Annotated in this window: 15 protein-coding genes and 1 pseudogene; 5 read left to right on the forward strand and 11 right to left on the reverse strand. The window is 70.3% G+C overall.

Annotated elements, in window-relative coordinates:
- Positions 1-338: 338 nt before the first annotated feature.
- From MKL01_RS12720 to MKL01_RS12735, 4 genes and pseudogenes are all read right to left on the reverse strand, one after another.
- Positions 339-1,601, reverse strand: a complete 1,263-nt coding sequence (locus MKL01_RS12720; RefSeq protein ID WP_243905586.1) for a PotD/PotF family extracellular solute-binding protein — start codon at positions 1,599-1,601, stop codon at positions 339-341.
- 16 nt (positions 1,602-1,617) lie between these two features.
- Positions 1,618-2,613: an ABC transporter ATP-binding protein gene (locus tag MKL01_RS12725; protein WP_243905587.1), complete on the reverse strand. Its 996-nt coding sequence runs from the start codon at positions 2,611-2,613 to the stop codon at positions 1,618-1,620.
- Positions 2,614-2,996: 383 nt separating this feature from the next.
- The gene (gene hydA, locus MKL01_RS12730; RefSeq protein ID WP_243905588.1) at positions 2,997-4,424 is read right to left on the reverse strand and encodes a dihydropyrimidinase; all 1,428 of its coding nucleotides are present in this window, start codon (positions 4,422-4,424) and stop codon (positions 2,997-2,999) included.
- A gap of 399 nt (positions 4,425-4,823) precedes the next feature.
- Positions 4,824-4,976, reverse strand: a pseudogene (locus tag MKL01_RS12735) (cysteine hydrolase); the annotation flags it as partial.
- Positions 4,977-5,098: 122 nt separating this feature from the next.
- Between MKL01_RS12735 and MKL01_RS12740 the strand changes: the two are divergent.
- Entirely contained in the window at positions 5,099-5,809 is a 711-nt protein-coding gene (locus MKL01_RS12740) for a Sir2 family NAD-dependent protein deacetylase (protein WP_243905589.1), read from the forward strand.
- Between the two features lie 235 nt (positions 5,810-6,044).
- Positions 6,045-6,269, forward strand: a complete 225-nt coding sequence (locus tag MKL01_RS12745; RefSeq protein ID WP_243905590.1) for a hypothetical protein — start codon at positions 6,045-6,047, stop codon at positions 6,267-6,269.
- A gap of 68 nt (positions 6,270-6,337) precedes the next feature.
- On the opposite strand, the gene MKL01_RS12750 is transcribed toward MKL01_RS12745, so the two are convergent.
- From MKL01_RS12750 to ispG, 7 genes are all read right to left on the reverse strand, one after another.
- Positions 6,338-6,718, reverse strand: a complete 381-nt coding sequence (locus MKL01_RS12750; RefSeq protein WP_243905591.1) for a hypothetical protein — start codon at positions 6,716-6,718, stop codon at positions 6,338-6,340.
- A 73-nt stretch (positions 6,719-6,791) separates the two neighbouring features.
- Positions 6,792-9,122, reverse strand: coding sequence for a xanthine dehydrogenase family protein molybdopterin-binding subunit (locus MKL01_RS12755; RefSeq protein ID WP_243905592.1), 2,331 nt, complete (start codon positions 9,120-9,122; stop codon positions 6,792-6,794).
- Positions 9,119-9,598 (reverse strand): (2Fe-2S)-binding protein, encoded by a 480-nt coding sequence (locus tag MKL01_RS12760; protein ID WP_243905593.1) that lies wholly within the window; start codon positions 9,596-9,598, stop codon positions 9,119-9,121. The genes MKL01_RS12755 and MKL01_RS12760 overlap by 4 nt, the downstream gene beginning before the upstream one ends.
- 422 nt (positions 9,599-10,020) lie before the next feature.
- Positions 10,021-10,425, reverse strand: a complete 405-nt coding sequence (locus tag MKL01_RS12765) for a type II toxin-antitoxin system VapC family toxin (protein ID WP_243905594.1) — start codon at positions 10,423-10,425, stop codon at positions 10,021-10,023.
- Positions 10,425-10,670 carry a type II toxin-antitoxin system VapB family antitoxin gene (locus MKL01_RS12770; RefSeq protein WP_243905595.1) on the reverse strand — a complete coding sequence of 82 codons (246 nt, stop codon included), beginning with the start codon at positions 10,668-10,670 and terminating at the stop codon, positions 10,425-10,427. The genes MKL01_RS12765 and MKL01_RS12770 overlap by 1 nt, the downstream gene beginning before the upstream one ends.
- A 64-nt stretch (positions 10,671-10,734) precedes the next feature.
- Complete coding sequence (locus MKL01_RS12775) at positions 10,735-12,753, reverse strand: potassium transporter Kup (RefSeq protein ID WP_243905596.1); 2,019 nt, start codon at positions 12,751-12,753, stop codon at positions 10,735-10,737.
- Between the two features lie 409 nt (positions 12,754-13,162).
- Positions 13,163-14,497 carry a flavodoxin-dependent (E)-4-hydroxy-3-methylbut-2-enyl-diphosphate synthase gene (gene ispG, locus MKL01_RS12780; RefSeq protein WP_409566247.1) on the reverse strand — a complete coding sequence of 445 codons (1,335 nt, stop codon included), beginning with the start codon at positions 14,495-14,497 and terminating at the stop codon, positions 13,163-13,165.
- A 353-nt stretch (positions 14,498-14,850) separates the two neighbouring features.
- Between ispG and MKL01_RS12785 the strand changes: the two genes are divergently transcribed.
- From MKL01_RS12785 to MKL01_RS12795, 3 genes are all read left to right on the forward strand, one after another.
- Positions 14,851-15,978 (forward strand): patatin-like phospholipase family protein, encoded by a 1,128-nt coding sequence (locus MKL01_RS12785; RefSeq protein ID WP_243905598.1) that lies wholly within the window; start codon positions 14,851-14,853, stop codon positions 15,976-15,978.
- A gap of 237 nt (positions 15,979-16,215) precedes the next feature.
- Positions 16,216-17,907, forward strand: coding sequence for a methyl-accepting chemotaxis protein (locus MKL01_RS12790; protein ID WP_243905599.1), 1,692 nt, complete (start codon positions 16,216-16,218; stop codon positions 17,905-17,907).
- A 150-nt stretch (positions 17,908-18,057) separates the two neighbouring features.
- Entirely contained in the window at positions 18,058-18,612 is a 555-nt protein-coding gene (locus tag MKL01_RS12795) for a glutathione peroxidase (protein ID WP_243905600.1), read from the forward strand.
- Positions 18,613-18,633 lie beyond the last annotated feature (21 nt).

Genomic DNA, 18,633 nt, shown 5'->3' on the forward strand with positions numbered 1-18,633 from the left:
CGGCCTGGAGGTAGGCGAGGCTGCGGCGGCGTGGGGGAGCGGCCGCGACCGGCGATGCGACGGTCTCGGCGGGCCGGGGGAGGGCGAGGTCGTTCACCGGATCGCCCTCGACGGTGCCGCGGTCTGCCTCCCCCCTCTGCGAGGGAGGGTGGCCCGCGAAGCGGGTCGGGAGAGGGGAGCGCCGCTTCCGGAAAGGCTGCGCCGGGCGACACATGCACCACCGTCGCGCTGCCCCTCTCCCGACCCCTGCCGACGCAGGGGCCACCCTCCCCCGCAGAGGGGGGAGGGAGACCGATCTCGGGCTTGCCCGAGATCGGTCGGAGCGGCGCGCATCCCGCTCACGCCGCGATGAACTCGTTCCACTTGCGCACCATGTAGGTGTTCTCGTCCATCACGGCGTTCCAGCAGGCGACCGACCCCATGCGCTGGTCGAAGGAGCCGCCGTCCCGGGTGGCGCCCGCCTTCTCGATCAGGGTGCCGTCGGGGCCCAGGATGTCCTTCTCGGCGGGCTTGCCCTCCATCCAGAAGGCCCACTCGTAGGGCTGCATGTTCGCCTGCGCGGTCTCCAGCACCGCGGAGTAGTAGCCCTGGCGGTTGAGGTAGGCCCCGGCCCAGCCGGACAGGAACCAGTTGATGAAGTCGTAGGCGGCGTCGAGCTTCTTCCCGCTCAGGGTCTTGGGGATGCCGAAGCCCGAGGCCCAGGCCCGGTAGCCCTCCTTCAGGGGCTGGTAGGTGCAGGGCACCCCCTGCGCGCGCACCTTGGTGACGGCGGGCGACCACATCGACTGGATCACCGTCTCGCCGGACGCCATCAGGTTCACGGATTCGTTGAAGTCCTGCCAGAAGGCCCGGAACTGGCCGGCGCGCTTGGCCTCGATCAGCAGCTTGATGGTGCGGTCGATCTCGGGCTTCGTCATGTTGCCCTTGTCGCCGTAGGTGTAGTCGCCGGTGGCCTCCACCACCATGGCGGCATCCATGATGCCGATGGACGGGATGTTGAGGATCGCGGCGCGGCCCTTGAAGGCCGGGTTCAGGAGCTCCTTCCAGCTCGTCACCGGCACCTTCACGAGGTCCGGCCGGATCCCCAGCGTGTCGGCGTTGTAGACGGTGGGGATCAGCGAGATCCAGCCGGTCGGTTCGCCGGCAAACTTTTTGGAGTCCTGGGCTTCGAGGTAGAACACCTTCTTGGGCGCCGTGCCCTGATCGCCGATCGTCCTGCCGGCGACCTGGCCCTTGGTGAACACGGAGGAGATCTTGTCGGCGAGGGTGATCCGCTTGGCGTCCATGCCCTGCAGGTTGCCCGAGGGCAGGATCTTCTTGAGGCTGAAATACTCGGTGTCGACGAGGTCGAAGGAGTTCGGCTGGGTGACGACGCGCTTGGTCACCTCGTCGGTCACCACCGGGATGTACTCGATGACGAGGCCCAGATCCTCCTTCACCTTCCGGGCGATGTCGGCGGACTGGTTCACCGCCGTGCCGAGGTAGCGGAGCGTCACGGGCTCAGCCGCGTGCACCGCCGGGAAGCCGGTCACCGGCGTGGTCGCGAGGGCCGCGGCACCCTTCAGCAGCGTGCGCCGGCTCGGCTTCGAGAACAGGTCCATGATCGTCTCCGTGTCCTTACGCGTCGAGGCGGTGGGCGGCGGCGGCGTCCCAGCCGACCGGAACCGTGTCGCCCGGGCGCAGCGGCCGGGCGGCGAAGGCGGCGTCGCTGAGCACGGCGGTCAGCGCGGCCGGGCTGTCGGGCGCGCGCTCCAGCCCGTCGGCATCGAGGCCGACATGGACGCTGGTGCCCTGGTACTCGACGGCGACCACCCGGGCCGGCCTCGCCTCCGGGCCGGCCTCTTCGCCGAGCCGCATCCGGTCCGCCCGCACGGCGATGAGCCCCTGGGCCAAGCGGATGACGTTGTGGCCGCCGATGAACTGGGCCACGAAGGCGGTGGCCGGCCGCTCGAACACCGTGCGCGGGTCGGCGGCCTGCTCGATCCGGCCGGCATTCATCACCACGACGAGGTCGGAGAGCGCCATCGCCTCCTCCTGGCTGTGGGTGACGTGGATGAAGGTCAGCCCGAGTTCGGTTTGGATCCGCTTCAGCTCCACCCGCATCCGCACCCGCAGGAACGGGTCGAGGGCCGAGAGCGGCTCGTCGAGCAGCAGCACCTTCGGGCCGGTGACGAGGGCGCGCGCCAGGGCCACGCGCTGCTGCTGGCCGCCCGAGAGCTGGGCCGGCAGGCGCCCGGCGAGGTGACCCATCTGCACGAGGTCGAGCATCGCCATCGCCTTGGCCCGGCGCTCGGCCTTGCCGACGCCGCGCATCCTGAGGCTGAAGGCGACGTTGTCGCGCGCGTCGAGATGCGGGAACAGGGCGTAGCTCTGGAACATCATCGCGGTGCCGCGCGCGGCCGGCGCGGCGTCGCCCACCGCCCTCGGGCCGATCACCACGTCGCCCGCGGTGGCGCGCTCGTGGCCGCCGATCATCCGCAGCGTCGTGGTCTTGCCGCAGCCGGAGGGGCCGAGCAGGCAGCAATAGGCGCCCGAGGGCACCTTCAGGTCGATGGCATCGACCGCAATGGCCGCGCCGTAGCGCTTGGTCAGGCCGATCAGCTCGACATCCATGCGGTGCTCTCTCGATTCGGACTGAGCGCGATGCCCCTTCGAGGCCTCGTCATGTCCGGAGACCGGGACGCGCCGCCTTTCCCATGCGCCGCGACGCTCACACGTCTTCTTTCGGAGAGGCGATGAGCGTTTCCGCGCGTCTCCCTCCCCCCTCTGCGGGGGAGGGTGGCCCCCGAAGGGGGTCGGGAGAGGGGTGCGACGGTGCAGGATGGAAAACTGGCCTTCATGAAGCTGGCGCCCCTTCCTGAAGCCGGGTCCCCTCTCCCGACCCCTGCTGACGCAGGGGCCACCCTCCCCCGCAGAGGGGGGAGGGAGGGCGCGTGGGAGGCCCGGACTGCCAATCCGTGAAGCTCATTTCCGGTGAGGCAAGTGGCGGGCCAAGGCTAGGCCTGCCGCCGCTCGGCCGGATCGACCGCCCGGTCGAGCACCCGGCCGCGTCCCGGCTCGGACAGGACCTTCCCGTCCTCGGCGATCACCTGGCCGCCCGCGATGGTCATCACCGGCCAGCCCGTGACGTCGAACCCCTCCCAGGGGGTGTAGTCGGAGCCGTGATGGAGGATCTCCTGGCGGATCGTCTCGCGCCTGTTGGGGTCCCACAGGGTCAGGTCGGCGTCGAAACCCGGGGCGATCGAGCCTTTGCGCGGGTACAGCCCGTACATCCTGGCGTGGTTCGTGGCGGTGAGCGCGGCGAACTGGTTGAGGCTGATCCGCCCCTTCGAGACGCCCTCGGAGAAGAACACCGGCAGCCGGGTCTCGATCCCCGGGATGCCGTTCGGGATCCAGCGGAACGAGGTCTTCCCCCGCGGGTTCAGCTTGCCCTGCGGGTCGTCGTAGCGGAACGGCGAGTGGTCGGAGGACACCACGTCGAAGATCCCCCGCCGGATGCCGGACCAGACCGCCTCCTGGCTCTCGACGTCCCGGGGCGGCGGCGAGCAGACGTACTTCGCCCCGGCCATCGGATCCTCCAGCCCGAGCCCCTTCATGTGCTCGGCCGTGAGGGTGAGGTATTGCGGGCAGGTCTCTGCCCGGATCTTCAGGCCGCGCGCCTGCGCCCAGGCGATCTGCTCGGTGGCCTCGCGGCCCGAGACGTGAACGATGACGATGGGCAGGTCGATCAGCTCGGCGTGACTGATCGCCCGGTGGGCCGCCTCGCGCTCGACCACCTCGGGGCGCGACAGGGCGTGACCGTAGGGCTTGGTCTCGCCGGCCCGCTCCAGCCGGTCGCTGAGATAGCGGATCGCGTCGTAGCCCTCGGCGTGGACCATCACCCGGGCGCCCTCGCGCCGGGCGACGTGGAACACGTCGAGGAGCTGACGGTCGTTCAGCACCAAGTTGTCGTAGGTCATGAAGACCTTGAACGAGGTGTAGCCGTCGGCGACCAGGGCCGGCAGCTCCTGGCCGAGCACCGCCTCGCTCGGGTCCGAGATGATCATGTGGATCGCCACGTCCACGTGGCACTGGCCCTCGGCCTTGGCCCGGTAGGCGTCGACGGCGCTCCGCAGGGAGCTGCCCCGGGGCTGGACCGCGAAGGGCATCACGCAGGTGTTGCCGCCGGCCGCCGCCGCCCGGGTGGCGCTGGCGAAATCGTCCGCCATGACGATGCCGGGGCCGGGATCTTGGGCGATGTGGACGTGGCTGTCGATGCCGCCGGGCAGGACCAGCAGCCCGGAGGCGTCGATCACCCGGGCTGCATCCGCGATGCCCTCGGCCACCGCCACGATCCGCCCGCCGCGGACGCCGACATCCGCCCGCACCGTGTCGCTCGCGGTGATGACCGTGCCGCCGCGGATGGCGAGATCGAATTCGGGCATGCCGCTCACTCCTGCGCGCCCGCGGGCGCCTGTCGGGACGGGCCGATGCATCGTCCGCGCCGATTCGGACGGCGCGAGCAGGGCACAGCCGCCCGGCGGGGTCCAGGGCCGTCAGGGGGGTCCAAAGGGCTCCAGCCCTTTGGCAAGGTCCGGGGGCGGGAATTCGGACCGTGGCCCTAAAGAGTTGCCGGGCTTTGCCCTGCCCCCGCACAAGGTCCCGGACCTTCCGGATCCGTGATTTTGGTCCGGAGGCTCGACGGAGCCGTCGTGTGGAACCGCCCCCACACCCGCCGCATGTGCCGGGCCGAGCCGAAGCCCGCGCGCGCGGCGACCTGCTCCAGGCCGAGATCGGTCCGGGTGACGAGGTCCCGGGCGAGCGCGATCCGGGCGCGGTTGACCGAACACCTGCAGGACCGGAATCCCGCGCGCCGTGGCGCCGTCGATGAGGGCCTGCAGGCGCTCGGTGAAGAGCGGGACGTCGGCCTCGCTCCAGAACGGACGGTGCCGGAAGGAATCCTGGACATCGATGACCAGCAGCGCAACGTCGGACATTTCGTGTCTCCCGCTCGGTGAAGCGAACGGCAGGATCGCTTCCGTAAGAAATGCGCGAAAGAAATCGCGCCGCCAACCAGCGGACATCTTCGGCCATTCGAACGGCAGCGCGAGATTACGGCATGGGCGATCCCGAAAGACTCTTCGTGCTGACCGGGGCCGGTGTCTCGGCCGAGAGCGGGCTCGGCACGTTCCGGGACCGCGGCGGGATCTGGGCCCGGTTCGATCCGATGAAGCTCGCCACCCCGGAGGCCTACGCGGCCGATCCCGACGAGGTGCTCGACTTCTACGATCACCGCCGCCGGGGCGTGGTGGCGGCCGCGCCCAACGCCGCGCACGTCGCGCTGGCCCGGGCTGAGGCCCGGCTCGCCGACCGGGGCGGCCGGCTCTTCCTGTGCACGCAGAACGTCGACGACCTGCACGAGCGGGCCGGGTCGCGGGCCGTCGTCCACATGCACGGCGAACTGCTCAAGGCGCGCTGCACAGCCTGCGATGCGGTCACGCCGTGGCGGAACGACCTGAACCGGGCGTCGTCCTGCCCGGCCTGTGGGGCAGCCGGCCGGATGCGGCCGGACGTGGTCTGGTTCGGCGAGATGCCGATGCACCGCGACGCGATCGAGGCGGCTCTGGCGGAGGCCGACCTGTTCGTGGCCGTGGGCACGTCGGGGGCGGTCTACCCGGCAGCCGGCTACGTGCGGCAGGCCCGACGCCGCGGCATCCCGACCTGCGAGATCAACCTGGAGCCGTCGGACAACGCCGACGCCTTCGATGACGCCCGCTACGGCCCCGCGAGCGCGGCGCTGCCGCGCTACCTCGCGGATCTCGGGTTGTAGCGGCCCCGCGGGAGGGCCCGGACAAAAGGGCGGCAAGGATCTGGCGGCGCTCGGTTTTCCGGCTCGCGCCCGGCCATCCTGCAGCAGGACCGGAATCTCAATTGCAGCGAATCACGTCCGCGCGAGCTGTCAAGAACTGGTCGGGCAGTTGCCCACCGGTTACAACGGCCAAGCTCGGGTTCGGCGTCGCGGCCCGCCCGGGCGTTCGTTGAAGCCACAGGGGAAGCAACCACCCATGCAGCACTTCACCGTAACCGACCGCGAGCGCGATACTGTCTTGGCGGCGTTGCGCTACTACCAGTTCTACCGGATGCAGGGACATCCCTACGACCCGCGCCAGGACCACCTGATCGACACGATCGCCGGCCACACCGGCGAGGCCCTGGACCTCACGGAGATCGACGATCTCTGCGCCGGCCTGAACGGCCATCGCCACGCCCTGGCGGCTGCCGCGGCCTGAGGCAACAGAGCGGAGCGGCCCGGGCCGCTCCGCAGGTCCCGGCGGGTTCGGTCCGGCCGCGAGGCGCCTTAAGGCGCCTTCTTCAGCTGCTGCTCTGCGCGGGACAGGGCGGCTTCGCAGCCCGTGGCGTCGCCCTTCGAATCGGCCGTGCGGGCCTCCTCGACGGCGACCTTGGCCTGCTGGGCGGCATCCGCCCCCTGGCCGGCCTGGGCCGACTTCTCCGGGGGCGCCTGCGGCGACTCGTTCGCCCTCTGGCCCTCCGTGCCGGTCATGCCCTCGCCGCCGCGCTTGGCGGCATTGCCCTGGCCGCTGGTCGACGCGGAGATCGACTGCGTCAGCTCGGACTGGACCCGCTTGGAGACGCCCTCGATCCGGTCGCCGCAGGGCGAGGCCAGGGCGGGGACCGTCAGGATCAGGGTCAGGCAGGCGGTCAGGGCGGGACGCATCATCGGGTCGGGTACTTTCCAAAAAACGGGGCCGCGGGTTTCCCCACGGCCCCAACGCGTCGCGGCTGGTGCCGGTTCAGGCGCTCAGCTGATCGCGGATCGGCAATTGCCGGACCCGCCGGCCCGTGGCCGCGAAGATCGCGTTGGCGATCGCCGGCGCCACCGGCGGCACGCCGGGTTCGCCGACGCCGCCGAGGGGCCCGTCAAAGCTGCCGGTCGGCACGAGGTGCACGCGGATCACCTTCGGGGCGGCGTCGATCCGGATGATCTCGTAGCCGTCGAAGTTGTTCTGCACCGCCCGGCCCTGCTTGAAGGTGATCTCGGAGGTGAGGGCGAGCCCCATCCCCATGACCACGGCGCCCTCCATCTGCGAGCGGATGCGCTCCGGGTTGACCTGCGGCCCGCAATCGACCGCGATGTCGATGGCGTGCACCTTCACCTGACCCTTGTCGTCGACCTCAACCTCGGCCGCCACCGCCGTGTAGGTGACGAAGCTGTAGTGGCCGGCAATGCCGAGGCCGCGGCCCTTCGGCATCTCCCGGCCCCAGCCCGCGCCCTTGGCGGCCGCCTCGATCACGCCGCGCAGGCGGCCGGTCTCGATCGGGTAGCGCTTCGGATCCTCGCCGTAGTTCCAGACGTCGCCGATCTCGGTGGGGTCGATCTTCCGGTCGGGGCCGATCAGCTCCAGCAGGTATTCCTTCGGCTCGCGGCCGGCGGCGTGCGCCAGCTCCGACACGAAGGACTGGATCGCGAAGGCGTGCGGGATGTTCGACACCGAACGGAACCAGCCGACCCGGACATGGGCGGCGGCCTCGGGATTCTCCAGGCGCATGTTCGGGATGTTGAGGGGCGTGTTGACCAGCCCCATCCCGAGCTCGAACGGCAGCTCGTGCTTCGGATCGGGCGCGAAGATCGAGCCGATCGTCGGCGCCACCGAGCGGTGCAGCCACGCCACCGGCAGGCCCTTCTCGTCGAGGCCCGCCTCCAGATGCTCCACCGAGATCGTGTGGTAGAAGCCGTGGTGGATGTCGTCCTCGCGGGTCCAGGCGAGCTTCACCGGCGCGCCGCCGACGGCCTGCGAGCAGAGCGCCGCCTCGACCACGTAGTCGGGCTTGGACTTGCGGCCGAAGCCGCCGCCGAGCAGCGTGACGTTCACCTTGACCTTGTCGTCGGGCAGCTTGAGCGCCTTCATCAGGCGGTCGTTGGCCGCCTGCGGACCCTGCACGCAGGCCCAGGCCTCGCAGAATCCGTCCTTGACCCGGGCCACGGCGGCCGGAGGCTCCATCGGCGCCTGGGCGAGGTGGGGCACGAAGTACTCGGCCTGGACCTTGGTCTTGGCCTTGGCCATGGCACCGTCGACGTCGCCCTGGGTCCGCACGACCTTGCCGGGCTTGCGGGCGGCGGCCTCCAGCTCCTTGCGGAACACGTCGGTGTCGTAGCCGGCGTTCGGGCCGTCGTCCCAGGTGATCTTGAGGGCGTCGCGCGCCTTCAGGGCCGCCCAGGTGTTCTTGGCGACCACGGCGACGCCGCCGAGCGGCATGAACTCAGAGGGGATCTCGCCGCCGTCGATCTTGAAGATATTCACGACGCCCGCGACCTTCTTGGCCTCGCTGTCGTCGAAGGACTTCACCTTGCCGCCGTAGACCGCCGGGCGGGCGACGACCGCGTAGAGCATCCCGTCGAGCTTGGTGTCGAGGCCGTAGACGGCCTTGCCGGTGGTGATGTCGACATTGTCGATCAGCCCGACCTTGCCGGTGCCGATGTAGCGGAAGTCCTTCGGGTCCTTCAGCTTGACGTCGGCGGGCACCGGCAGCTCGGCGGCGGCCTGGGCCACCGCGCCGTAGCCGAGGGTGCGGCCCGACCTGGCGTGGGTCAACGTGTGGTTGACCGCCGTCACCTCGGAGGCCGGCACGCCCCATTGCTTGGCGGCGGCCTGGATCAGCATCATCCGCGCGGCGGCGCCCGCGTGGCGGAAATGCTGGAAGAAGTGGCGGGTCGAGCGCGAGCCGTCCGTATCCTGGTTGCCGAAGCGGGTCTCGTCGCCCCAGGCCTGGACCACCTTCACCTTCGACCAGTCGGCCTCCAGCTCGTCGGCGACCGTGAAGGCCACCGAGGTGCGGATGCCCTGGCCCATGTCGGAGCGGTGGTTGGTCACCGTGACGGTGCCGTCCGGCGCGATGGCGACGAACACCTTCGGATCGTCGCGCCAGCCATGCGGCATGCCGTCGGCGCCGAATTTCTGCTGCTTCTGCTCCTCGGTCTGGGTCTCGTCGGCCCGGGCCGGGCGCAGCGAGAGGGCCAGCACGAGGGCGCCGGCGCCGCCGAGGATGCCGCGGCGGCTGACGTTGTCGAGGGTCGGCTTGGGGCCGGCCGCGAGCTCTGCGCTCAGCTTGGCGTCGTGGATCACAGGCGCTCTCCCTTGCTGGCGGGGGCCGTCTGGCCGGCGGCCTGGTGGATCGCGGCGCGGATGCGCGGATAGGTGCCGCAGCGGCAGATGTTGCCGCTCATCGTGTCGTCGATGTCCTGGTCGGAGGGCTTGGGCGTGTCCTTCAGGAGGGCTGCGGCCTGCATGATCTGGCCGCACTGGCAGAAGCCGCACTGGGCGACGTTCAGGTCGCGCCACGCCGCCTGCACCGGGTGGTTGCCGTCCGGCGACAGCCCCTCGATGGTCACGACCTCCTGATCGGCCGCCGCCGAGACCGGGGTGATGCAGGCGCGGGTCGCCGCGCCGCCGAGATGGATCGTGCAGGCCCCGCAGAGCGAGACGCCGCAGCCGAACTTGGTGCCGGTGAGCCCGAGTTCGTCGCGCAGGTACCACAGCAGCGGCATGTCGGGGTCGCCGTCGAAGCTGCGCGCAGCCCCGTTCACGGTGAGTTTGATCATCGATGCGTCCTGTCTGGCAGCGCCTGAGCGGCGTTCAGTCGGGTGCGGGCCGAGCCGGGCGCCGACCGATTCTCTGGTCCACGCGTCGGTCTGTACGGGCTAACCCGACGAACAGGCCTCTGGGTTCAGAATAGGAAGGATTCTAATCCACCCCGGGAGACTTGCGCAACGCAATGGGGATACGGCTGACCGCCGAAGGCCCGCGCCGGCGACATACCGCGTGCGACGGCGCACATGCGCATCCTTCGGCTGCATCCCTTGTTCGGGGTGGGCGGTCGATAGGCCGGGCCGTCGAGCCGTGGCTCTGACGATCAAGCCGTCGCCGCTGGACTGCGCCTGCGAGGACGGGGCATCACCCGCGTTTCCACCTCGAACACCCGACCAGTGAGGCGCCAAAGGTGGATCGATGCGTCGGCGAACCGTCAGGGAATGGTTTGAAGATCCGTTCTGCGAAACTCGTCGGCCGTGGCGAGGATCGGCACTTGGAAGTAGCGCGCCGCCGCATAGTGGAGACAATCACCGAGGTTGAGGCCGTGACGGCCGGCCCGGTCTCGATGCGCGGCCGACAGGGCCAGTGCCGTCGTCGCGTCGGCGGGCGGGAGATCGCGGATCTCGATGCCTCGGGCTTCGAGGAACTCGAGGACGATCGGCCCGACGGCCTCGACCGTCACGCCGAACTTGTCGGGCCGCGCGAGGGCCAGTACCGTTTCCAGAACCGCGACGGGCGAGGTTATGCACGGGCTTGCCGAAGCGAGCGCGGCAGAAATCCGGTCAGCCTCCGGCTCATCCGCCAGCAGAGCGACGATCGCGGACGCATCCACGAACATCAACGGCTTTCCCACATCGCGTCATAGACGTCCCGCGAGAGGGGCGTCCGAACGGCTTCGCTGAGCCGGATGCCATGTCGCTCGCGCAACCGGGCCGCAGTCTCCTGCGGCGTCTCCCTCTGGTTCCGGCGCTCGATCGCCTCTCGCATGGCGATGACGATCGCCTCGGTGATGCCGACGCCCGCCATGGCGGCGAACCGGCGCGTCAGCGCGTCGGCTTCGGGATTGTTGACGTTGATCGGCATGCGAATTCACCCCCGACGCACGATGTAGATAGACGCTCACGCAGATCTACACCAGCGCGCCCCGTCACACCGTCACCTGCGTCCCGACCTCCACCACCCGCCCCGTCGGGATCTGGAAGAAGTCCGTGGCGTCGTTGGCGTTCTTGGCCAGCGTGATGAAGATCCGGTCCTGCCAGAGCGGCATGCCGGAATGGGTCGCCGGCCGGATCGAGCGGCGGGACAGGAAGAACGACGTTGCCATGATGTCGAACTTGAAGCCCTGGCGGCGCAGCAGCACCAGGGTCTTGGGGATGTTGGGCGTCTCCATGTAGCCGAACTTCATCACCACCCGGAAGAAGTGCGGCCCCACCGGCTCGATCCGGACCTTGTCGGCCTCGTTCGAGCGCGGGGTGTCCACGGTCTCGACGGTGAGGATCACGTTCTTCTCGTGCAGCACCTTGTTGTGCTTGAGGTTGTGCAGCAGCGCCGCCGGGGCGATCTCGGGGTCGCTCGTGAGGAACACCGCGGTGCCGCGCACGTGGTGGGGCGGGCTCTTCTCCAGCATGCCGACGAGCTCGCCGAGGGGCACGTCGGTCTTGCGGGTCTTGTTGAACAGGATCGTGACCCCCCGCACCCAGGTCCACATCAGGATGACGAGGCCCCCCGCCAGGATCAGCGGCACGTAGCCGCCTTCCACCACCTTGATCAGGTTGGAGAGCAGGAACAGGAACTCGACCACGATGAACGGCAGCATCACCAGGGCGGCGGCCACCGGAGACCAGCCCCACATCCGCCAGATCACCAGGAAGGTCATCGAGGCGGTGAGCAGCATCGTGCCGGTCACCGCGATGCCGTAGGCGGAGGCCAGCGACGACGAGGTCTTGAACAGCACCGCCAGCAGGACGACGCCGATCATCAGGAGCCCGTTGATCTGCGGCAGGTAGATCTGGCCGGCATGCGATTCGGAGGTGTGGCGGATCTCCAGCCGCGGCAGCAGGCCGAGCTGGATCGCCTGCCGGGACAGGGAGAACGCCCCGGTGATCACCGCCTGGCTCGCCACCACGGTGGCGAGCGTGGCCAGCACCACCATCGGCAACAGGCCCCAGGCCGGGACGAGCTGGAAGAACGGGTCGGCGGTGTCGGGCTTCTCCAGCACCAGGGCCGCCTGGCCGAGATAGTTGAGCGCCAGCGCCGGGAAGACGAGGCCGATCCACGCCACCTGGATCGGCTTGCGGCCGAAATGCCCGAGATCGGCGAACAGCGCCTCGGCGCCGGTCACCGCCAGGAATACCGCGCCGAGCGCCACCAGCGCCCCGGTGCCGTGGCCCAGCAGGTAATGGACCGCGTGCCAGGGGTTGACCGCGCGGAACACCTCCGGGTGCAGGCCGATATGCGGCAGCGCCGCCAGCGCCATCGCGACGAACCACACGATGGTCATCGGCCCGAAGAAGGCCGCCACCTTGGCGGTGCCGCGGTTCTGCACCAGGAACAGCGCGACGATGATCGCCACCGTGATCGGCAGCACGTAATCGTCGAGCGCCGGGGTGACGAGCTTGAGCCCCTCCACGGCCGACAGCACCGAGATCGCCGGGGTGATCACCGCGTCGCCGTAGAACAGCGAGGCGCCGAGCAGGCCGAGCATGAACACGATGCGCGAGCCGCCGAGTGCCTTCCGGGCCAGCGCCATCAGCGAGAGGATGCCGCCCTCGCCGTTGTTGTCCATGCGCAGCAGGATCGACACGTATTTCACGGTCACGATCAGGAACAGCGCCCAGAGGATCAGCGAGACGGTGCCGATCACCTCCTCGGGCAGCAGGATGCCGTCGGTGCGGGCCGGGACCAGCGCCTCGCGGAAGGCGTAGAGCGGGCTCGTGCCGATGTCGCCGTAGACGACGCCGACGGAGCCCACCAGCAGCGTCCAGAAGCCGGCATGGCCGTGCCGGGTCTCGGCCTTCTCGGGCGCGTCGAGGGTGCCGGAGGTGGCCGGCCCGTGCGCGGGGCCCTGGCCACCGCTCACGTCCGGCGCCGACGCGGAATCGCGCGCGGCATCGGGTTCTGCGGGCGCGGGCTGGGTTGCTACGCCGGGTGCGAAGGTGTGGCTCATGCGGATGTCGGAAGCTCGGGCGTGGCCGGCGCTTTGCGGTTCGGCTCAGGGGCCAGTCGGGGCCGGGCAGAAAACGCGAAGACTCCGCCGAACCGCGCGGGCCGGCCACCGGGCCGACCGCCCACGGGATCGTGCGGCCTTGCTATCACGGGCACGGGCGGGCGGGAACCGTGTTGCAGTGCGAAGGGCGCGGAGCTGGGTCCCAGCTTGGCGAGGTCGATCGACGCGGGATGCGGGGCGGACGGAATCGAAGGTCCGGACCGTGCGGTAGGGTCTGCGGCCGCCGTCACGGGGAGGGGACCGATCGCGACGGGTTTCAAATCCTGAACCGTCGCGCTGCCCCTCTCCCGACCCCTGCGTCAGCAGGGGGCATCCTCCCCCCGCAGAGGCGGGAGGGGATGCGCGGGCGTCACTCCGCCGCGCTGCGCGTGCCGCCGCCCTGCTGGCCGAATCGGCGCTCGATGTAATTGATCACCACCGTCTCGAAATCCTTGGCCAGCGTCGGGCCGCGGAGCGTCATCGCCTTCTTGCCGTCGATGAAGACCGGCGCGGTCGGCGTCTCGCCGGTGCCGGGCAGCGAGATGCCGATATCGGCGTGCTTCGATTCGCCCGGGCCGTTGACGATGCAGCCCATCACGGCGACGTTCAGCCCCTCGACGCCCGGATAGGTCTTCTTCCACTCCGGCATGGAGGTGACGATCCAGTTCTGGATGTCGCGGGCCAGCTCCTGGAAGGTGGTCGAGGTCGTGCGGCCGCAGCCCGGGCAGGCCGCCACCATCGGCACGAAGGTGCGGAACCCCATCGTCTGCAGGAGTTCCTGGCTGGCCTTGACCTCGACGCTGCGGTCGCCGCCCGGCTCGGGGGTGAGCGAGTAGCGGATCGTGTCGCCGATGCCCTCCTGCAGGAGCACGCCGATGGCGGCCGAGGCGGCCACCAGGCCCTTGGAGCCCATGCCGGCCTCGGTGAGGCCGAGATGGATCGCGTAGTCCGAACGGCGCGCGACCTCGCGGTAGACGGCGATCAGGTCCTGCACCGCCGAGACCTTGGCCGACAGGATGATCCGGTTCTGCGGCAGGCCGAGTTCCACCGCCCGGTCGGCCGAGCCGATCGCCGAGCGCACCATCGCCTCGCGCATCACCGCGCGGGCATCGATCGGACGCGGCAGCTTGGCGTTCTCGTCCATCAGGTGGGTGAGCAGCTCGCCGTCGAGCGAGCCCCAGTTGGCGCCGATTCGCACGGTCTTGCCGTGCTTGATCGCCTGCTCGATGATCGACGAGAACTGGGTGTCCTTCTTGTCCTTGAAGCCGACGTTGCCGGGGTTGATCCGGTACTTGGCGAGCGCCTCGGCGCAGGCCGGATGGTCGGCGAGCAGCTTGTGGCCGATATAGTGGAAGTCGCCCACCAGCGGCACGTGGACGCCGATGCGGTCGAGGCGCTCGCGGATCTTCGGCACCGCGGCGGCGGCCTCGTCCCGGTCGACGGTGATGCGCACCAGCTCCGAGCCGACCCGGGCGAGCTGGGCGACCTGGGCCACCGTGGCGTCGATGTCGGCCGTGTCGGTGTTGGTCATCGACTGGACGACGATCGGCGCGCCGCCGCCGACCGTGACCGCGCCTTCGCCCTCGCCGACCGTGACGCCGACCGTGCGGTGGCGCGGGGCGGGGCCGGCGATCTCCGGGCCGCCATAGGCCAGCGGCGCCTCGGCGGCGGGGATCTCGGAACGGGTGGCTTCCATGACTTCCATCGTGGACCTTCGCGTGCGCGCCTCGCGGGGTGCCGGAGCCGAGACGGCTGCCGGGCCGGTTCCGGGGACACGCCTCGCCGGAACTTCGGGGCTGCCGCGGGTTAGCTGCGGACGACCCGGCGCCGCGTCAAGCCGGCGCCGCGCAGGACAGCGTCGCGCAAGGCAGCATCGCGGCTGTCATGTCGTATCCCGGTCCAGATGTCGAGTTCGCCGCCCGCACGGCCGGGGATTCGTCCGCGTCTGTTGCCGATTCGCTCGGTTCCGCGCGGAGGAGCCCCGCGCCGCGCAACCCTGGCAACAGGTTGATGCTGCATTGCAGCATCCCATTTTACGGGCCGAGTCAGGAGGCCGACATGAACGAGCAATCCGGCGGCGCCGCGCCGCACAATCCCGCCACGGCCGTGCCCGAGCTGCCCGTTTCGGACGCGATCGAGGCGCGGTCCGCGCGGTCGGCGGGGCACCTGCTGGCCGGCCCCCGCGCCGACAAGCCGGTGGCCCTGGCGCTCCAGGGCGGCGGCGCGCATGGCGCCTTCACCTGGGGCGTGCTCGACGCGCTGATCGAGGATGGGCGTCTCGGGTTTGAGGCGGTCACGGGGGCGAGCGCCGGGGCGATGAACGCCGTCGTGATGGTCGACGGCTGGCTCAAGGGCGGGCCGGACGGTGCCCGCGAGGGCCTGGAGCGGTTCTGGCGGGAGGTTAGCCTCGACGGCGATCTCGGGCCGGCCCAGCGCAACATGGTCAGCGGCCTGTTCAGCCTGTGGAAGGGCAATCCGGTCGCCGAGTTCTGGGCCAAGATGATCTCGCCGAGCCCCTACGTGTCGAACCCGCTCAACATCAACCCGCTGCGCAAGGCGCTCGCCGAGCAGGTCGATTTCGACCGCCTGCGGGCGGCCGACACCGCGGGCCTGTTCGTCTCGGCCACCAATGTCTGGACCGGCAAGCTCGCGGTGTTCGAGCGCGAGCGCCTGACCGTCGACCACCTGATGGCCTCGGCCTGCCTGCCCACCGTGTTCCAGGCCGTGGAGATCGACGGCGTGCCCTACTGGGACGGCGGCTACCTCGGCAATCCGCCGCTCTACCCGCTGCACCGCGCCGCCCAGACCCGAGACATTGTGCTCGTGCAGATCAATCCCGTGGAGCGGCGCGAGACCCCGCGCACGGAGAGCGAGATCCGCGACCGGCTCAACGAGATCACCTTCAACGCCAACCTGATGCGGGAATTGCGGGCGATCGACTTCCTCGACGGGCTGATCGAGGAGGGCACCCTCGGCCAGGGCGAATACCGCCGGGTCCTGGTCCACCGGATCGACGGCACCGACGCGCTGGAGGATTACAACGCGGCCTCCAAGCTGGACGCCCGCTGGACCGTGTTCAAGCGCCTGCGCGACAAGGGCCGCGCCGCCGCGCAGGCTTGGCTCGCCGAGACCTACGAGTCGATCGGGCGGGACTGCACCATCGACCTGCGGCAGGCCTATCAGTGATCGGCCCGGCGAGATGCCTCATCAAACAGATCGCCTCCGTGTAAGATGACGATGATCGGGCCAAAACATCAATAATTATGTGCCTGATATGGCGATGACGGGCTTATACATACTTCGAATATCGAAAGTAATTGATCGATAATCAATAAATAAGTCCTTCACGTGCTGGATCTATGCGTCGTCGTCTGATGCGGAAGTCGGAATGATCCGCTTCGATTCGCCTTGGAGGGACGTGACATGCCGTTTCGTTTGCTGAAGATGAGCATCAGTCTCAAGATCGCGCTGGTGGTGAGCGCGATGCTGGCCGTGATGCTCGTGGTGTCCGCCATCTCGCTGACGAAGATCGAACGCATCCGAGAAGCTGAGGACTGGAACGAGCACACGCAGACGCTGCTGATCGAGGTCGGGCGCATGAGGGCCGCGATGATCGATCGTGAGACCGGTCTGCGCGGCTACCTGATCTCCGCGGATCCGCGCTTCCTTGAACCCGAGAAGGCCGGTCGAGAGACCTTCGCGAACGCCTGGGCGGCGGTGCGGCGGCTGACCGCCGACAATCCCCGGCAGCAGGCGCGGCTCGCGGAGCTGAAGGACCTGGCCGAAGCCTGGAGCCGTGACGTGGCCGATCGCGAGATCGCGCTCGCGGGCGATGCCGCGACCCGCGAGGAGGCCCGGCGGATCGCCAGCGCCGGCACCGGCAAGGCGATGATGGACGGCATCCGCGCGAAGGCGGCGGAGATCGAGCAGACCGAGCGGTCCTTGATGCAGGAACGGGCCGCCGCCTCGGCGGCGGCTGTGGCCGCCTCGCGCTTGGCCAATCTGGTCGGTCTCGGCCTGATGGCGGCGATCGCCTTGATCGGGCTGGTTCTCCTCCAGCTCGGCATCGCCAAACCGATCCGCGCCATAACGACGACGATGGCCCGGCTCGCCGCGGACGACCTGTTGGCCGAGGTGCCCGGTGTGGGCCGGGGCGACGAGGTCGGCGCCATGGCGGATGCCGTGCAGGTCTTCCGGGATGGCTTGATGCGCACCAAGGCCCTGGAGGGCGAGGCCGCCCAGGCGCGCGCCGCGATGGAGGCGCAGCGCAGGGCCGCGATGTGCGAGATGGCCGACAGCTTCGAGGTGGCGGTCGGGGGCGTGGTGCGCGCCGTCACCGCGGCGGCGGCGGAGCTGCAAGCCACCGCCGCGATCATGAGCAAGGCCGCAGCTGAGACGGCGAGCCAATCGACCACAGTGGCCTCGGCTGCCCAGCAGGCGGCCGCGAATGTCAGCACGGTGGCGGCGGCCGCCGAGGAATTCGGCGCGACGGTCGCGGAGATCGGCCGTCAGGTGCAGGCGTCGAACGGCGTCGCCAGCGCGGCCGTCGCGGAGGCCGGCAGATCCGCGGACCTGATGGACAGCCTGCGGGGGAGCGCGGCGCGGATCGGCGACGTCGTCGGCCTCATCTCGGGCATCGCCGCCCAAACCAACCTGCTGGCGCTCAACGCCACCATCGAGGCGGCCCGGGCCGGCGAGGCCGGCCGCGGCTTCGCCGTGGTGGCGACCGAGGTCAAGGAACTGGCGGGCCAGACCGCCAAGGCCACCGAGGAGGTTGCCCGGCAGATCGCGGAGATCCGGTCCTGGACCGGGGACGCCTCCGAGGCCATCACCGTGGTCGTCGCGCGCATCAACGAGATCAGCGGAGCGGCCGGCGGGATCGCCGTCGCGATCGAGCAGCAGGGATCGGCCACCCAGGAGATCGTCCGGAACGTCGGACAGGCGGCGATCGGCACCGGCGCGGTGACCCAAACCATCGCGGACGTCGCCCACGCTGCCAAGGGGGCGGGGGAGGCCGCCGCGCAGGTACTCGGCTCGGCCTCCGACCTCTCGGAGCAGGCGCAGCGGCTCGACGCGGAGGTGCACCGCTTCCTCGGCACGGTCCGGGCGGCCTGAACGGTCTTCCGGAGCGCCGGGCGGCCCCCGCGCCTGCGACGAAACCGCCGTCCCGGCGGGCGAAACGCGGGACGGCATCGCGCGTTGTGGGGTCGGCGCCCCGCCGCGACAGTGGGCGCGACGGACACCGGCACGAGGGAGGCTGCCGCCATGACGATTCTGCGCCGCGAGGCCCTGATCCTGATCGGCGCCGGCCTCGCCGGCGGTGCCCGCGCCGCCGAGACCCCGCGCGCCACCGATTTCGCCTTCGAGACGCCGGAGGGCGCGCCGATGCCGCTCGCCGCCCACGCGGGCAAGCCCATCCTGGTGGTCAACACCGCCACCGCCTGCGGCTATGCCGGGCAGCTCGCCGGGCTCCAGACGCTCTGGACCCGGTTCGGCGACCGGGGCCTCGCGGTGATCGGCGTGCCCTCGCCCGATTTCGGCAACCAGGAGCCGCTGGACGGGCCGGCCATCGCGGAGGCCGCCCGGAAGAACCACGGCGTCACCTTCCCGCTCACCGCCAAGACCCGGGTGAAGATGCCGGGCGCCCACCCGTTCTACCGCTGGGCCGCGGCGGAGCGTCCCGGCGAGACGCCGCGCTGGAATTTCCACAAGTATCTGATCGCCCGCGACGGGACCCTGGCGGCGGCCTTCGCCACGCAGGTCGAGCCCACGGATCCGCGGATGATCTCGGGCATCGCCGCCGCCCTCGAGGCGGTCTGAACGACGCCGGGCCCCGACGCG

Source organism: Methylobacterium sp. J-070 (assembly GCF_022829385.1).
GTDB lineage: Bacteria > Pseudomonadota > Alphaproteobacteria > Rhizobiales > Beijerinckiaceae > Methylobacterium.

Coding starts and splice junctions, on each gene's coding strand:
- MKL01_RS12720 (WP_243905586.1), bottom strand. CDS start 1,601: ATGGACCTGTTCTCGAAGCCGAGCCGGCGCACGCTGCTGAAGGGTGCC.
- MKL01_RS12725 (WP_243905587.1), bottom strand. CDS start 2,613: ATGGATGTCGAGCTGATCGGCCTGACCAAGCGCTACGGCGCGGCCATT.
- hydA (WP_243905588.1), bottom strand. CDS start 4,424: ATGCCCGAATTCGATCTCGCCATCCGCGGCGGCACGGTCATCACCGCG.
- MKL01_RS12740 (WP_243905589.1), top strand. CDS start 5,099: ATGGGCGATCCCGAAAGACTCTTCGTGCTGACCGGGGCCGGTGTCTCG.
- MKL01_RS12745 (WP_243905590.1), top strand. CDS start 6,045: ATGCAGCACTTCACCGTAACCGACCGCGAGCGCGATACTGTCTTGGCG.
- MKL01_RS12750 (WP_243905591.1), bottom strand. CDS start 6,718: ATGATGCGTCCCGCCCTGACCGCCTGCCTGACCCTGATCCTGACGGTC.
- MKL01_RS12760 (WP_243905593.1), bottom strand. CDS start 9,598: ATGATCAAACTCACCGTGAACGGGGCTGCGCGCAGCTTCGACGGCGAC.
- MKL01_RS12765 (WP_243905594.1), bottom strand. CDS start 10,425: ATGTTCGTGGATGCGTCCGCGATCGTCGCTCTGCTGGCGGATGAGCCG.
- MKL01_RS12770 (WP_243905595.1), bottom strand. CDS start 10,670: ATGCCGATCAACGTCAACAATCCCGAAGCCGACGCGCTGACGCGCCGG.
- MKL01_RS12775 (WP_243905596.1), bottom strand. CDS start 12,753: ATGAGCCACACCTTCGCACCCGGCGTAGCAACCCAGCCCGCGCCCGCA.
- ispG (WP_409566247.1), bottom strand. CDS start 14,497: ATGGAAGTCATGGAAGCCACCCGTTCCGAGATCCCCGCCGCCGAGGCG.
- MKL01_RS12785 (WP_243905598.1), top strand. CDS start 14,851: ATGAACGAGCAATCCGGCGGCGCCGCGCCGCACAATCCCGCCACGGCC.
- MKL01_RS12790 (WP_243905599.1), top strand. CDS start 16,216: ATGCCGTTTCGTTTGCTGAAGATGAGCATCAGTCTCAAGATCGCGCTG.
- MKL01_RS12795 (WP_243905600.1), top strand. CDS start 18,058: ATGACGATTCTGCGCCGCGAGGCCCTGATCCTGATCGGCGCCGGCCTC.